This is a genomic window from Bifidobacterium tibiigranuli (assembly GCF_022655035.1).
In the GTDB taxonomy this organism is placed as follows: domain Bacteria; phylum Actinomycetota; class Actinomycetes; order Actinomycetales; family Bifidobacteriaceae; genus Bifidobacterium; species Bifidobacterium tibiigranuli_A.
Genome location: NZ_JALCUA010000004.1, coordinates 81890 through 98601, shown reverse-complemented (window position 1 = coordinate 98601; position 16712 = coordinate 81890). Strand labels below are relative to the sequence as shown.

Here is a 16712-nt window from a genome sequence, read left to right as displayed (position 1 = left end):
CATATGCACACATATGAACGCACATGCGCGCACGCATCATGAAGCAACCGACGCTATCCGCGCCGGTGCCACCGCTATTCGCCTAACGCTACTCGGCCGTATCCTCGGAAGCGCTTTTGGACTTAGCCTCTTCCCTGGCCTCGCTGGCCTTGCGCTTGAGCTCGGTATTGAGAGCCTTGCCCTGTTCGACGGTGATCTCGCCCTTCTTGACCAGATCATCGACGATCTCCTGGCTCTTCTCGACCGTAGTCGCCAGAGCGCCTACGCCGGCAAGAAACACCTTGCGCAAGCCGTCACCGAAATCAAAGTTAGCCATGATGTACCTCCTTCAAAGGTATCGCGTATCGTGCTTTCACTCTACATCACGAACCTTATGTGAATTGCCTCTCAATTCTCGGTTTTTCGGTCCGCGAAGCACCCCGCTCCGTGGATTTTCGGCAACGGTGAAGTAAGCTTGTGTCGAATTGCAAGTGGATGCACTTGCAGCAATGTCAAGAAGAAGGAATATTCATATGAATCTGCGTAAATACGTAGCTGAATTCATCGGCACGGCGATTCTCGTGCTCATCGGCACCGGCGCGGTCGCCGGCTCCACCACGCTCACCGGCGCGACCGGCCTCAAAGGCTCGCCGCTGGCACTGAGCACCCTGGTCATCGCTCTGGCGTTCGGCATCTCAATCATCATCGCCGCCTACTCCATCGGCAACGTCTCCGGCGCTGTGCTCAACCCCGCGCTCACCCTCGGCATGCTCATCGACGGTCGTCTGAGCGTCACCGACTTCGTCGGCTACATCGTGGCGCAGGTGCTCGGCGCACTGGCCGGCTCCGGTCTGCTGGTCGCCTTCACCGGCTCCAACAAATCGCTCGGTGCCAACGGCTATGGCGATCTTTCGGCGCTGAATACCGGCGTGGGTGCGGCCTTCCTCATCGAAACCGTGCTGACCTTCTTCTTCATGCTCGTCGTGCTCGGCGTCACCGCGAAGCCCGAGTTCTCCTCGGTCGCCGGCGTGGTCATCGGCCTGACGCTTTCCGGGCTCATCCTCATCGGCCTGCCCTTCACCGGCGTCGGCGTGAACCCGGCCCGTTCCTTCGCTCCGGCGCTTCTCACCGGCGGCGAGGCGCTCTCGCAGGTCTGGCTCTTCATCGTGGCCCCGCTCGTCGGCTCTGCCCTGGGCGCGCTCGTGCACCGCTATGTGCTCGCGCCGGTCTACCTCGACAAGAAGGACTGAGACGAGCATTTGGCTTCTGCCTGATTGCTCCTAATCATCAACGAGGGGCCTGTGCGCAACGTGAATATGAATCACGCTGCGCACAGGCCCCTCGCCTATAGCTACGTGGGTTTCTGCATGGCGATATGACCGACATCACCCCTTAACACTTTTCCGCACGAGTAGAGCACTGTTTTCTGCAAAAATGTGCACGAGTAAAGTAGTATTTTATGCAAAAATATGCACGAAAGAATAGTGTAATTCTGCAATTTTCTGCACCAAAGGAGCCCTTGCCCTCGCTGCGGGACAACTTCAGGGAAAGTCTGCCTCTTGTTGCGATTGCCATCACCCTTGCTTAAGACCCAGGCGGCGTCGAAGCCGGTGGTCCAAGAGATACAGAGGTGCGGCTCGCACTACTGCGATCCCCGTTGGCGTAGTACGGGCGAAACGAACACTGCGCATGGTAGCTTTCTGGTACGGGAATGTTGGAATTTCAACGATTAGCCTTCATGACGATATAACACGAAATGTGCGTTTTGTGCGCACTACGCAAAGCCGGGCCACCATAGTGCGCATCGATCTGATGATGTGGCCGAATGCGATGCCGTAGCGTAAGGCCCCCAAACCTTAACAGTTCGAGGGCCCTGCGGCAATAATAGGGGATGGAGTTAGAAGCCATCCCACCGGATTTGGCAACGTCCCCTGAAAGTTCTTAGCGCCTGCCGAGAGTGTAGGGAACGCCTAGAAGTGCCGTGTCCAGCATCTCCATCATAACCGATACTCTGGAACACGTCGAGCGAAATCCTCTAGAAGGGACAGGCACCGACCGTCCGGCAACCGTCGGACGACGCGCCGCGTCATCGTGGCGCGGCAATAATAGAAGGGCGCAGATATGCGCAAGTTAGAAGAGGAGCCGCACAGCGGCTCGGCAATGCTGTGGCTCATGGCGGTCCTCGTGATCGTCCTGTCGACCAAGGTGGACAACACCGTGGCTGATGCAGTGATGCTGGCGATAACCGGCTACACGATGCGAGCACACAGCAAGGAGCGCAGCTAGCGGCCCCACAGCCGTCCCGGTCGTCAAAGGCCGGGGCGGCACCACTACCTACAAGAAGTAGGGGATGCCATATAATCCTTATCGGCACCCTTGTCGAGACCAGACACAGCCAAGCTTGAGCACTACAGGCGAGAGTCAAGCTGGTCAGTGCCTTAGCCTCCTGAATGCGGCATCAAGTTGCTTGAGGTCTCTCCCTCCTCGCAATGGCAATCCATCGCTTCGCGAGATCACGGCCACATTATGGTTACATACACGCCCAGCTGGAGGCTTGGCCGCGAATCAGCTTCAGCTTCGACCAGTGGCTTCGTGCTTCTTCGCTGAAGCTGGCAAAGGCGCGTATCCCATGCGCCATACGTAGACGGCTGAGGCAACGACAGTTGCGGACATCCACACGGCCCACCACGGGAATGGCGGGATTCTGGGAGCTTGTTTCGCAGCGGCGATGTCGGCTTTGGGCGTGGGATATACACGCTGGCCCGTCACGAGGATTCTGGACGTATTGATGCCCAAGGGCGTGCAGGTGACCAGCGTGACCAGGTCCTTTCCACGTTCTATTTGCAGCGCCTCGGTGTCGTCGGGATCGACCACTTGGGTGGTGATTACCTGGTACGTCATTGTTTCGCCAAGCACGTTGACAGTGAACCGGTCGCCGACGCCGACCTTGTCGAGATGCGTGAACAGGGTGGCCTTAGCCAGTCCGCGGTGCGCCGACAGCACGGCGCGGGTGCTCGGGCCGCCGACCGGCAGCGAAGTTCCCTCCAAGTGCCCCACGCCCTTTTCCAGCACTTCGTCGGAGGTGCCATGATAGATGGGCAGATTCACATGGATCTTCGGAATCGTCAGCCACCCCATGGTGCCCTCGTCGTCGGCAGACAGCATCTTGTCGTAGTCGAGGCCGGATCCGCTTTCGCCGCCACTCGAGCTCGGCTTGCGATCCCCAGCCTTCAGCACGATGGCCCCGGCGTCGAGCGCATCATTGTAGGCATGCGCCTGCGCCAATTGCTCTACGTACGAAGGGACTACATGCTTCTCTTCCTTGACGTAGTTCTTGAGCACCTTGGATGAGGCATATTCGGAGAACCAGTTCGCAATGGTCGGGTATGAGGCGGCTGACGTTCCCGCAATGATGAGCAGCACGGTGAACAGCGCCAAGAACGAAAGTTTCCAGCGCCGTCGCACGGTCTCGTTTGCCCCCGCTTGCAGATGAGCCGCGAGGACTTTGCGCTGGGAATTATGACGAGAAGGACCCGATTGACGCTTCGACGAAAACACTTTCATATCCTTCTCTTACGGACATTTCTCTTATGAGTACTTCTTTTACAGTCATCGGGGCTGCGCCCCCTGCACATCGGCATAGGCCCTGACTGAGGCAATTCCCAGAGGCAAAAAGCGCGTGTGACGAAAAACCGATGCACGGAGCAAACGCAGGGAGCTGTTACCGACGCTGCCCGAGCACAGAACAAGGCCGGCGAGCGGGTATGCCCCTCTCGCCGGCCTGTTCGTATTCACCGATACGCTAATCCGCTGGCCGCTGCAGCCGAGTCAGACTCATACGGCCGCAGCGCAACGGAGTATCAGCCAATCAGCGGTTGGCTTCGGCGCGACGCTTGCGAGCCACTGCAGCGCTCGCACCGCCACCGATGACCAGCAACGCGCCCATACCCACGAGCAGCGCAGTACCAGCGGCACCGGTCAGCGGCAGGTTCGAACCTTGGTTCTGAGTGTTTGTGATGGTGTACGGCAGCGCAGCGGAGTTCGCGTTGTTGCGGTTGACATTCACTATGGTGTAGGGGTTGTCAGGCAGCACATAACCTGCAGGAGCCTTGATCTCCTTCAGGAAGTAGTCGCGGGAGTACTGATCCAGGCTCTGGTTCGCATCGGTGATGCCGACCCAGATGCCATCAATCTGGAAGTTGCCGTTAGAATCAGTAGTGTAGACCTTCGAGTTATCGCAGTCCTTGGCACTCTGGGTACCGTCTTGCGTCTTGGCAACCAGCTTGTTGCCGCCTTCTTGGCTGTTCACGTCGGCGGCGCACAGCACGAATTGAGCGCCAGCAAGGGTGTTACCGGCCGCGGCACCCTTCTTGGTGACCTTGATGGAGCCATAGTTGACGCCAACGACGTTGGTGTTCTGCGTGACATCGCCGGAACCAGTGTTGGTGACGGTCGACGCCTGGTTCGGAACCTGGCCGATGGCGCCGTTCTTGAGCGAGGCGACCGTGGTGTGGAGTACGACGATGAAATACTTCGGCTTCGGATTGGCAGCGTTGAGCTTGGCGAGGCCAGTGGGGCTCAGCGTGATGCTGACGTTGGGGCCGACAAGTTCAGTGCCGCCCTTGGGCAGAGCGCAGTAGTCGCCCATTTGGAAGTTAGCTTCAGGCGCGCAGATATTGTCCTTGCGATCCAAGGCATTGGCCGGGTCGACACTATCACCGAGATAGACATCCATCTTCTTGGTGTCGAATTTCAGCGTCGGGTCGAGCTGATCGTTGATTTGCACCTTGGTATATGCACCGCCGGTGCTGTTCAACGGAAGCTTAATGGTCCAGTCGACGGTATCGCCAACGGCGACGCCGGTTCCCGGATCGGCAACGGACTTGACCGGCTTGTCGGCAATCTCGTTCTTCGGGTAGGCGTGCACGTCATAGATCCACGTGTCGTCACCCGTGCCGTTGTTGTTGCTGTTGCCCTTGCTCGGGTAAGGAACCGTCACCAGGAACGGCGCGGCCTTCGTCAGGATATTGTTATTGCCGGTGTCGTTGCCCTCGGACACCAAGTACAGGCGAAGCCCCAGGTTGGGGAATGTTGCGGTGCCGTTGGCATCGGTTGTTGCGGTGCCGTTGTTGGCAGAATCAGTGCCAACGATAGTGAAACCGGGAACCGTTCCATCGGCTTGGAAGGCCTGCTGTGCCTGCTTGGCCTGCGCCCAACCTGCAGCGGTGGAAAGGTCGATCGGGCTGCCGTCGGCATTCCGGACTTCCTGCAGCGTGAACTGCACACCGGAAAGCGTCTTGCCGAGCTTCGCAGCATCAGCATCGGAAAGCTTGCGCCCGTCACGGGAGCCAGCCTTGTTCTGAGTCGAACTTGGATCGCCAGCGTACTTGTGCACGGTGATGGAGCCTCGCGCGGTTCCGTCGATGTCGGAGACGGAGGCGTTAGCCGCAGTGGCACCCAGAGCCAAGCCGGCAATGCCGACGGCCAGTGCGCCTACAGCGGCAGCAACTCTCCTGCCAATTGAGATTTTTGCGTTCATCTTCTATGAGTTCCTTTCTGAACTTTTTCGCGCCAAATGGCGGCGCCTGGTGGTTATTGCAGCGGACGATGCAGCAAGTGTTACCGCTGCAAATCCACCCAGCTCCATGGCATCTGCCGGAGTGCCGCCAGTAAGCGGCAGATTCGGCCCATTGAGCTGGCTGCTGCCGATGGGATTGCCATCCGCAGCAACATCTAATTGTTCATCCGCGCACATGGTGCATGCGTGCGGGGTGGGGCCGAGACCGCGGCCCGGAGCGGGCAGGAGTCTCGGCAAGCTGGCAGTCGCTGGCGCCGGATGGGCCGAGGGGCCTGCAGGCGCCAGCCATGGTGCACGATCCGCATCGCGGTTATCCCTCATCATCAGGACCGCCGACGCTTTGCTGCGGTGATCGCGGCGGGCAGTGCGGCGATAAGCGTCAGCACGATTCCGCCAAGGATGATGTAGTCCGCGGATATGCCGCCCGTAAACGGTAGGTTCGGGCCGGTAGTCTGGTCGTTGGGGATAACGCCGCCGGTGCCGTCAGGGGGAACATCGGCCTGCTTGCCTGCGGGAATCGTGATGGTGTACTCCCTCGTGTTGAGCTGATAGCCGGCTGGGGCGCGCGTCTCGACGAGCTTGTACTTCGCATCGGGCTTGCCCGCTTCGGGCGCGCCCAGCATGCCGATGATCTTGAGATAGCCGTCGCGCGTATCCTTGTCCGGGCCGGCCCAGCCCTTTTGCGAGCCATCCTTGTCGGAATCGACGTTGTCCTTCACGATGATGTAGTCGGCATGGTTGCCGTTCGCATCGATCAGATCCGGGCCGGTTATCTTCCATTCGGAGCCGCGCAGGAAATTGTTCTGATTGCGCGAGGCGACCTTGTTCCACCATGCGTCGGAGAGATAATGCGTGGTCGAGCACGGTTGGCCCTTGCTGCACTTCTCCGGGTCGGGCACGGCATCCGAACTGTCGGCGCGTTCCCACCAGTTGCTGCTGGAGTTATTGCGGCTCTCCATATCGGATCCGGAGACCCACACGTTATCCTTATCGCCATAGGGCAGCGCCTTGACCGTGTTCTTGATCGTCAGCGGCCCTGAAGGATCCTTGGCCATCTGGACCTGATAGGTCAGCGTCACGGAGCCGTTCGCCGGCACGTCGGGGACCTTCCAGACTATCTGCTTCTTGCCGGAATCATAGCTGGCCTGGGAGCCGGGCTGGAAGTTGCCCAGCCATGTGGCCTTGCCGTCCTTCATGACGTCGCTGACATCATCGACGAGCACGGAGCCGCGCAGCGGCATGGTGTGCACATCGATGCAGCCGGGGTTGTTCGAATCGTTGCATTGGTTTGTGGGCTGGGCCGGAGCGGCGATTTTGGCGCGGTCGCTCTCGGAGTTGTTCGTGACCGTCAGCTTGTAGGTGACGGTCTGGCCGCGCTTCACGACCGTCGTCGTCACCGGGTCGGAGCTCTTGTCGGATGTCCACCGGACGGCGCGCAGGACTCCGGGCGAAGACTTGATCGGCGAGACAACGATGTTGTCAAGGGCGAAATCGTTGCCGTAGCCGGCCTGGCCCCAGTTCTTGATCTTGACGTTGAAAGGCTGGCTGCTGCCCAGCGTCAGAGCCGTGGAGACATCCGTCCAATGCGTATGGGCGTTGTCGTAATCGCTTTGGGAATCGCCTGCGAGATAGTTGGTGAACATCAGTTTTTCGTTGTTGCTGTCGGATGGCGAACCGGTGTATACCGCGAGCTGGACCGGCTTCGGCGTGCCCACATAAAGTACATTCGCCAGCTGCGCGCGGAAGACGAACATCTCGTCATCCGAGGAGGGCTTGATCGTCGAGTTGATGATGGTATCGGTGCCGTTCGCCCGATTGCGCCCGTTGACGACGAGGAATTTGCCGGCATTCTTGATCGTATCGTCATTGCCCATGTCGCCCCAGGCGGAGTTGCTATCCGGGCATTGCTTTGACGGAATCAAAGAGATGGACATGCTAATACACGACTTAGGGATATCGAATTGACCTACATTGCCGCTGTTCACGCCCAACGGGGTGCGTGCAGGGTTGTTCGTCAATACAGAAAGACTCGCAAAGCAGCCGTTGTTATCAAATGGAATGCATACATTCCCCCACCGTTGGCTGTCGTCGCCGCCGAGCAAGCGCTTTGACGGGATTGCATTGAGGAAGTCACCCTTGTCTCGCTGGTCGGAGCCGTAGCTGACATACGGTGGGTCGCTGCGCAGATCCGCCCACTGGTTGTTCCAGGTGAATCCACGAGCAATCCAGTTCGTGCCCCACGTATTGGGGTCTCCAAGGTTGACAGTAGGGTCCGACGGGTCCTTGCCCCAGCGGCCGTAGGGGCCGGTCATCAATGAAGTCGGCCAGATGGAATACTGCCCGTCATGCGGCGCCCACTGCCCCGTGCCCTCGCCGGGATGATAGTCAACGCTGCCCTGGGCATACGGCTCCGTATCTATCGTAGCAGTGCGGGGATCATGGTACACGTAGTTCTGCTGCATGGTCTGGCCGACTGTGGTGCCGGTGCGCGAGCAGTTCTGGTGATTGTTCGAGTCGCAGACCAGGCTCTTGGTGTTCTGATCAGGAATCTGGCCGATGTAGTTGAAGGTGCCGTAATCGAAATCAGTGAAGAGGTTCTGGCTGAAGTCCGCGCGCCAGACCTTGATCGGTATCTGACCGGTCCAGTCCGCCGGCGGGGTGATGCCCACCTTTCCGCCCCGCAGATCGGCACCGCTCACCTCCTCCAGCACCGTGCCGTCCTTCGCCCGGCCGATGGGCTTGGCATTGATGTTGTCATCGTATTTCCAGCCCAGATTGCTGCCGGAGGTATACGGCACCTGATTGTCGTTGTAATTCGGGTCTGTATTCTGATAGATCGGAAGACCGCTGATGTAGTATTTGTCGAGATTATCGGGGACATGATGGGGATTCGATGAATCATAGGTGTTATCGATGACGCGAAGATAGAATTTCTCGCCTTTGCCGTGGATGCCCTGCGTCCAAGTGCAGATCGTTATGTCGGCACGGCCGAAAATCGACTTGTTGACGTTCGTCGTGCCTGCAGGGCATGGCCACGGATTATCAAGATTCGGATTCACGTCGTTGGCGGCATACACGTTGGCGCTGGAAGCGCTCGCTTTGGGAGTGATGTCAACTGCGGAAGACACGGCGTTGTTTGAAGACACTGCGCCATTTGAAGATACTGTGCCGTTCTGTGACGCGTCGGCATATGCCGCATCCGACTGGAAGAAAACGCCGCACATCACAACCGCCAGCGCGCCGACAAGCATGCGAGCAACGAGGTCAAGTCTATGCTTCATCTCACTGCTGTTGGTTTTCAGCCAATTCATACCGCTCCTCACCATTTACCCTTAACTGCCATGCCCATCCCTCAATGACCCTGAATGAAGCTCTCTGTTGCTGCCACGGTAACTTGCGGACTCCGTGTGCTGCACCGAAGCACACGCCGGCGCAAAGCACACCTTCAGGCGTCTCTCATGCAAAAATCAGTGCAATATCAAGGAACTCAGGGGATTTGGCAATTGTTCTGCCAGCCCCTCATACACGTAAAAATGGTCCTAAAGTAACCCTGGAACCAGGCAATCCGCCTAGCGATCACTGCCTAGTGATCACAAGTCAAGCAATCACAGCAGGTGCAGCGTCTGGGCGCGCACGACGATGTCACGACGCCTATTCACCCCGAGCTTTTTCCGGATCGCAGCCACATGCGTCTTGGTGGTGTTCAGCGAGATGTAGCACATATCCGAAATCTGCCGGTCGGACAGACCTTGCTGCAGCAGATGCAGTATCTCCACCTCACGATCGGACAATTCCACGACGTCGAGATTCGCGGGCAGCACGGCCCCCAATCCCGCAATCCCGCGCTGCGCGGCAATCGCCGCCGCCGGAGCCAGACCCGGCTCCAAATCCAGCAATGATGCGAGGCATGCAGGCGGAAGAAGGCTCAGCGCAAAGGCTATGAACGGAAGCGGCATAGACAGCAAATCGTCAAGCAGCGACTTGATTGCCGTGTTCGGCTCCTGGCGATCAAGCGACGCGACGCGCAGCGCATCGAGAATCGCATTGACTCGCTGCCCGCCATCCGACTGGATGCCGGACAACGTATCACGCAGCCGCCTGCCCTGCCCGGAGGCGAGCTGGACTACTGCCTGCGCGATGCCACGCTCCGGGCCAGCAGCGAATCCAGAATCGGCCGTCTCGATGGCCTTGGGCAAGTTGCCGCCTGCGAGGAGCTTGGCGCAGGCGAACAGCTTGCCTAAATACACCGGGCTCTCGCCGAAGCGCTCCTGTATGGTGGGCACGTCGGCCTCCTGCGAGCCGAACATCGTGTCAAGCAGATCCCATTTGGCAATCTCACTCCCCAGCCATTCATCAGAGCAAATGAGCGCGCGGAAGCGCATGCTCTCCCTATGAGCCTCGACAAGCCCCCCCCCCGCAATTTTGCGACAAGGGCCTCGGTCAATGCCTCGTTCACGCTCGCCATGCGCCCCTCAGACAAGCTCGGGAACGGCGTCTCGGGCAGCACGCCGCAGCGCAGCATGAGCTGCGCTGCCTGAAACACGTCATTCGAGTCTGCCGCGCCGACCAGAGCGCGCTCGGCCTTGCTGTACACGTCGCGCATCCTACCTAGGCGCAGGGCGATCGCCGCAGAGGCAATGACCATCTGCTTGCCGTGCCGGCCCTTCGACGCGATCTGCGCAAAACCAGCTAAAGTCCCCGGGCGTCGAGACGACGACGCATCGCCGCGTTCCAGACTCAGCATCGTCAGCGCAAGACGCAGATACGGCGCGCGATCCAGCTGCTTAGGGGCAAGACCGAACAGTATTTCCTGCACTTCGGGCGCGAAGCCCTCGTACACTTCCATGAAATGCCGAGCCAGCAATTGCTCGGCCGCTGTTATATCCTGCAGCAGCACCAGCTGATCGAACGCCCGCGCATGATCCCCCGCGTCCAGCAGCATGCGCAGCAGGTCCCGGCGCGCATCACACTGCGACTCATTCCATTCGAGGAATACGCGCCACGCCGAATCCTTCCACGCATAACCTGTCGCGGACGGGCCGGAAGCGTCCTGCAAGCCAATCACGATGGAATCATTAAAGATGGAGTAATCGGATAAGCCGGGAATCGACTCGCATACCATCCTGATATGGCGCTCACTGAACCTCGGCATGAACGACAGCAGCATGGACACTCGGATAGCGCCGACTTCTATCTGGGAATCGGAGTACCGCGCGGCGCACGCCCGGCGTATGGCCTGCAGCGCCAGCTCTACATTGAATCCATCCAGCCGGCTGAATTCCGGCGAATACCAGCGGTCGAAAGCCAGCCCGACAGCAAGCGGGTAACCGCCGGTCGTCGCCTTCATCAGCTCGATCTCATCGTCATGCAACGCGGGAAGGCCCGGCGCGACCTCGACGATCGCGCGCGCCAGCGTTTTGATCTCGTCAATGGTGAAGGCCAATTCGCTGCCTCTGAACGGCACGAAGCACGATTTATCGTCCTTTGCCAAATCATCGACCCATGCGCTTGGCTTCAAAGGATTGAGTGTCACGGTGACGACTGTAAGCGAAGCAGACTGGCGGAACATGTCCTTCAGCTCCTCGGCTCTACTGTCATCGAGCCAGTAGTCGAAGTCATCGATAAGAAGAACGCCGGCAGGATGCTCCTCGCTGTCCTTGGCCAAGCCACCGCCTTCGCTATACGTATGCGATGCGCCAAGAATCTGCGAAAGAGTGCGGCTCTCATTGGCGCAATCACTCACCATCACGCGCGGCCGAAACAGGTACCCCAGCTCATCATCGAGCTGCCGCAACAGCGTCGTCTTGCCGAGACCCGGCGCGCCGCTGATATTTACCCAGCTATGCTTCGCGGCGATAGTCGAACGGAGCAGCCGACGCCTCCGTATGGTCACTATAGCCGCTGGGCCACCGAATAGGCTTTTCCACTCCCCGGGAATCCACTCAGCGAACCACGGCCTCTCTGTGTACAGTGACGATACTGAAACCATGCCCAGCCTCCCATATATCTGGCGTATTGTACGAGTCGCGTTGCCTGATGAGGGGAGGAAGAGCCCTATGACCTACATTCAGGCATCCAGCTAGGAGACTTCCCGGCATCCGGTCTTCCAACGACACCCAATGAGGCCAATCGAGGCCGAATGGCGCGACACGTCAGCATGTCCAAACGCACATCCGAGAATTACCTTTCCCTTGTCACGCATGTGACTATGGGCACAGTATATTTTCCCAGCTTGCGGCCAGTGCGGAATTAGCGGTCTTATAGCAATTTATCACCCTAAAATAACCCTTTCCGGGTGATTCAGAGATCGGTGAAGTACCGCCGAGCCTTGTCCTGCAGCAGTTTGGGACTGCGCGAGAGGAGGTGCCTTTGCGATCAGCCAGCCATGCATAAGCCCCGAGGCGGGCATGGCTACTGTGGCAAGAATGCGCCTCTGACCGCGACTCAGCGGCCGATCCGTGCCAATAGCTCATGCGACTGGCAGGGATACACCGCTGACTGCAACTCATCGGCGTATTTGTGCCATTAGCCTCCCGCCCTATGCCGCGTTCATACGCAAAGGAGGTGCTGTCGGAGCCACGATTAGGTGGTTCCGACAGCACCTCTGTGCTATGGGATTCGGTTAGTGGTCCGCCCGGGCCGGCCAGCTATGCGGCTGGCAGGCCCACGAGGTCAGGTCAGATCAGGTCAGGCCCGATCAGTCCGAACCGTTGCGGCGGGAGAGCTTGCGCAGACCCAGACCAGCGGCAGCCAAGACGACCATAGCGAGCAGCGCGATTCCCACGCTGGCACCAGTGGTGGCCAGAATAGACTGCGGCTGCTTGGCCGGAGCGGCAGGAGCAGCAGGTGCAGGCTTGGCTGGAGTCGACGGAGCCGGCTTGGCCGGAGTCGACGGAGCCGGCGCAGGCTTGCTGATGGACACCGTGAGGGTGCCGTCAGCGGTCAGGCCGTTCTCGTCAGTCACCGTATACTTCTGCGGAGTGACCGGACCAGTGAAGCCCTTGACCGGGGTGAATGTGGCGACCGGCTGGCCGTCCTTCAACACGATCGTCCAGGTACCTTCGCCAGGAACATCCTTCGTGTCCTTGCCATTGTCGAACACCGCGGACTTGATCGGAGCCGAACCAGGCTTGGCAGTCGGAGTCAGCGTCGCGGTCTCACCGGGCTTGATGGTCTTCGAGGCATCGCCGGTCGTAGGCGGCGTGTTCACCGTCACGTCCAGCTTGCCCGTAGCAGTCAGCCCGTTCTCATCCGTCACCGTGTACGGCTGAGGAGAGGCCTTACCTGTGAAGCCCTTGACCGGGGTGAAGACAACGACCGGCTGGCCGTCCTTCAGCTCCACAGTCCACGTGCCCTCGCCAGGAACAACCTTCTTAGGCTGACCATTGTCGAACACCGCGGACTTGATCGGAGCGGAACCGGGCTTGGTCACCGGATTGAGCGTCACCGGAGTGCCGGGGTTGGTCACAGCGGACTTGTCGCCCGTGGCCGGCGGAACGTTGATGTTCACGTCCAGCTTGCCCGTAGCGGTCAGGCCGTTGCCGTCAGTCACCGTGTACGGCTGGGGATCGACCTTGCCCGAATAATCCTTGAGCGGGGTGAACGTGGCGACAGGCTGGCCATTGTCCAGCTTGACCGTCCAAGTGCCCTGTCCGGGGACGTCCTTCGTGGGCTGGCCATTGTCGAACACGACCGACTTGACCGGCGAAGAGCCAGGAGTGGTCTTCGGCGTCAGCGTAGCGGTCTCGTTCGGGTTGATGGTCTTCGCAGCATCGCCGGTCGTAGGCGGAGTGTTCACCGTCACGTCCAGCTTGCCCGTAGCGGTCAGGCCGTTGCCGTCAGTCACCGTATAGGGCTGAGGCGCGGTCTTGCCAGTGAAGCCCTTGACCGGGGTGAACACCACAACAGGCTGCCCATCCTTAAGCTCGACCGTCCACGTGCCCTCGCCGGGAACGGTCTTCGACGGCTTGCCATTGTCGAACACCACCGACTTGATCGGAGCGGAACCAGGCTTGGTCACCGGATTGAGCGTCACCGGAGTCTCCGGATTGGTCACAGCGGACTTGTCGCCCGTGGCCGGCGGAACGTTGATGTTCACGTCCAGCTTGCCCGTAGCGGTCAGGCCGTTGCCGTCAGTCACCGTGTACGGCTGCGGCGTGGTCTTACCCGTGAAGCCATCCTCGGGAGTGAACACCGCAACAGGCTGGCCATCCTTCAGCTCGACCGTCCACGTGCCCTCGCCAGGAACAACCTTCTTGGGCTGACCATTATCGAACACCACCGACTTGATCGGAGCAGAACCAGGCTTCGCAGTCGGAGCCAACGTCACCGGAGTGCCGGGGTTGGTCACAGCGGACTTGTCGCCAGTCGTAGGCGGAGTGTTCACCGTCACGTCCAGCTTGCCAGTCGCCTTCAGACCGTTCTCATCCGTCACCGTGTACGGCTGCGGCGTGGTCTTGCCAGTGAAGCCCTTGGCCGGAGTGAACACCGCAACAGGCTGGCCATCCTTCAGCTCGACCGTCCACGTGCCCTCGCCGGGAACGGTCTTCGACGGCTTGCCATTGTCGAACACCACCGACTTGATCGGAGCAGAACCAGGCTTGGTCACCGGATTGAGCGTCACCGGAGTCTCCGGATTGGTCACAGCGGACTTGTCGCCAGTCGTAGGCGGAGTGTTCACCGTCACGTCCAGCTTGCCAGTCGCCTTCAGACCGTTCTCATCAGTCACCGTGTACTTCTGCGGAGTGACCTTGCCGGAGTAGTCCTTGTCCGGGGTGAAGGTCGCGACCGGCTGGCCATTGTCCAGCTTGATCGACCACGTGCCCTCGCCGGGAACATCCTTCGTGGGCTGACCGTTGTCGAACACGACCGACTTGACCGGCGAAGAGCCAGGAGTGGTCTTCGGCGTCAGCGTAGCCGTCTCATTCGGATCGATGGTCTTCGACGCATCACCCGTCTTCGGTGGAACCGGAGCAGGCGGGCTGATCGTCACATTGAGCGTGCCATCAGCCGACTTGCCGTTCGAATCAGTCACCGTGTACTTCTGCGGAGTGACCTTGCCGGAGTAGTCCTTGTCCGGGGTGAAGGTCGCGACCGGCTGGCCATTGTCCAGCTTGATCGACCACGTGCCCTCGCCGGGAACATCCTTCGTGGGCTGACCATTGTCGAACGCCACCTTGGTGATATCGCCCGAGCCGGGAACCGTCTTCGGAGTCAGCGTAGCCGTCTCGTTCGGATCGATGGTCTTCGACGCATCACCCGTGGTGGGAGGCGTGAGCGGCTTGTTCACCGTCACATCCAGCTTCGCCGTAGCGGTCAGGCCGTTCCCGTCCGTCACCGTATACGGCTGCTCAGTCGTCTTGCCCGTGAAGCCGTCCTCAGGCGTGAACACAGCCTCAGGCAGATTCTTGTCGTTCAGCTTGATGGTCCAGGTGCCTTCGCCCTTGACGACCTTGGTGGTATCGCCATTGTCGAAAGTCACCTTGGTGATATCGCCCGAGCCAGGAACCGTCACCGGGTTCAGCGTAGCGGTCTCATTCGGGTTGATCGCCTTGGACGCATCGCCAGTAGTAGGCGGCGTGACCGGAGCAGGCGCATTCACGCTCACCGTGAGGTTGGCCGTAGCGGTCAGGCCGTTCTCGTCCGTCACCACATAGGGCTGCGGAGTCGTGGTCTTGCCCGTGAAGTCATCCTCAGGAGTGAACGTCGCCTCAGGCAGACCCGAGTCGTTCAGCTTGATCGTCCAGGTGCCCTCGCCAGGAACCGTCTTCGTGGTCGAGCCGTCAGGGAACGCCACCGAAGTGAACTTCTGCGACGTGCCGAAGCCGGTCTCAGGATCCAAGGTCACCGGAGTCTTCGGATTCGTCGTCGCCGACGCATCCTTCGCAGTCGGACCCGTGATCGGCTTGTTGACCGTCACCGTGAGATTCGCCGAGGCGGACTTGCCGTTCTCGTCAGTCACCGTGTACTTCTGCGGGGTCGTTGTGCCGGTGAAGCCAGCTTCAGGCGTGAACACAGCCTCGGGCAGATTCTTGTCGTTCAGCTTGATCGTCCAAGTGCCCTCGCCCTTGACTACCTTCGTGGTGTCGCCATTGTCGAAGGTCACCGAAGTGAACTTCTGCGACGTGCCGAAGGTGGTATCAGGGTTCAGCGTCACAGCCTTGCCCGGATCAGTCGTCGCCGACTTGTCCGAAGCAGTCGGACCTGTGATCGGCTTGACCGTCACCGTCAAGGTTCCCGGGTCGGAGGTCAGGCCATTCTTGTCCGCGACCGTGTATGGCTGCGGAGTAGGAGTACCTGTGAAACCGTCCTCAGGAGTGAAGGTGACCGTCGGCTGACCGGTCTTGGGGTCAACCGTGATATTCCACGTGCCCTCGTTCGGAACCGTCTTCGTGGGTTGACCGTTGTCGAAGGAACCTGTCGTAATCGGCGACGATCCCGGAGTAACCGGAGGAGTCAGCGTAGCCGGCGCACCGGGGTCAACCTCAACGTTGGCGTTACCCGCAGTCGGAGGAGTCGGAAGCGAACAGCTCGCGAGATCCACCGTCTTCAGCCCGCCAGTGAAGTTTATCGCCTGGCCGCCAAAGCCCGGGGCGATGAAGGTACTTTGACTCATATAGAAGGTGCCGGAAGCGTCATAGGCAACGCCATTGAAAGCACCGTTGTCCTTGGCCGTTGCGACCTGAGAGCCGGAAATCGTCCCAGTTCCAGCAACAGACGGAACGTTTGCCGCAGGAACCATGACCTCAACCTGGTCTCCGCTCATGCTGTTGACGAAGTAGAGATTGCCCTTGGCGTCAAACGCGAGATCGCCGTTGGCGCTGGCCGTGAGTTGTGCATCGGATGCCTTGAGATATCCCATAAGCCCGAGAGGCTTGTCCGTCGCCGTGTCCCAGCCGTAGAGCGCGAACGTGCCCGAAGTGGTCCAGCCGCCGAAGTAGAAGATGCCGTTGAAGGGGCTTACCGCGCCGCCGACAAGCTGCGAACCCGAAATAGCGCCACCCAGATTGATAGTGCCCACCGAGGACGAGGAACCATCCGCAGCAGAGTACTTCAGTATCTGCACATCGGAATTGGCGCCGCCTGACTGCGAGACCGCATACGCAGCGGAACCGTCCTTGGTGATGCCCAGACCATTGGCGCTATTGCCAAGATT

The 16712-nt window shown here is 59.8% G+C and carries 8 protein-coding genes and 1 pseudogene; 2 read left to right on the top strand and 7 right to left on the bottom strand.

Features of this window, described 5'->3' with window-relative positions:
* Positions 1 to 109: 109 nt before the first annotated feature.
* Positions 110 to 316, bottom strand: a pseudogene (locus tag LKK40_RS06070) (phasin family protein); the annotation flags it as partial.
* A gap of 196 nt (positions 317 to 512) precedes the next feature.
* On the opposite strand from LKK40_RS06070, the gene LKK40_RS06065 reads away from it, so the two are divergent.
* Both LKK40_RS06065 and LKK40_RS06060 read left to right on the top strand, forming a co-directional pair.
* Positions 513 to 1229, top strand: a complete 717-nt coding sequence (locus LKK40_RS06065; RefSeq protein ID WP_304309879.1) for an MIP/aquaporin family protein — start codon at positions 513 to 515, stop codon at positions 1227 to 1229.
* A gap of 871 nt (positions 1230 to 2100) precedes the next feature.
* Positions 2101 to 2265: a hypothetical protein gene (locus tag LKK40_RS06060; protein ID WP_304309878.1), complete on the top strand. Its 165-nt coding sequence runs from the start codon at positions 2101 to 2103 to the stop codon at positions 2263 to 2265.
* 285 nt (positions 2266 to 2550) lie between these two features.
* Here the strand turns inward: LKK40_RS06060 and LKK40_RS06055 are convergent, their stop codons facing one another.
* From LKK40_RS06055 to LKK40_RS06030, 6 genes are all read right to left on the bottom strand, one after another.
* Positions 2551 to 3543: a class C sortase gene (locus LKK40_RS06055; RefSeq protein ID WP_304309877.1), complete on the bottom strand. Its 993-nt coding sequence runs from the start codon at positions 3541 to 3543 to the stop codon at positions 2551 to 2553.
* 304 nt (positions 3544 to 3847) lie between these two features.
* Entirely contained in the window at positions 3848 to 5518 is a 1671-nt protein-coding gene (locus LKK40_RS06050) for a SpaH/EbpB family LPXTG-anchored major pilin (protein ID WP_304309876.1), read from the bottom strand.
* 362 nt (positions 5519 to 5880) lie between these two features.
* Positions 5881 to 8868 carry a SpaA isopeptide-forming pilin-related protein gene (locus LKK40_RS06045; protein WP_304309875.1) on the bottom strand — a complete coding sequence of 996 codons (2988 nt, stop codon included), beginning with the start codon at positions 8866 to 8868 and terminating at the stop codon, positions 5881 to 5883.
* A gap of 294 nt (positions 8869 to 9162) precedes the next feature.
* Complete coding sequence (locus LKK40_RS06040) at positions 9163 to 9840, bottom strand: helix-turn-helix transcriptional regulator (RefSeq protein WP_304309874.1); 678 nt, start codon at positions 9838 to 9840, stop codon at positions 9163 to 9165.
* Entirely contained in the window at positions 9795 to 11546 is a 1752-nt protein-coding gene (locus tag LKK40_RS06035; protein ID WP_304309873.1) for an ATP-binding protein, read from the bottom strand. Before LKK40_RS06035 ends, LKK40_RS06040 begins: the two co-directional genes overlap by 46 nt.
* A gap of 708 nt (positions 11547 to 12254) precedes the next feature.
* A complete protein-coding gene (locus tag LKK40_RS06030) occupies positions 12255 to 16622 on the bottom strand; it encodes an Ig-like domain-containing protein (RefSeq protein WP_304309872.1) in 4368 nt (1455 codons plus the stop codon).
* Positions 16623 to 16712: the final 90 nt, after the last annotated feature.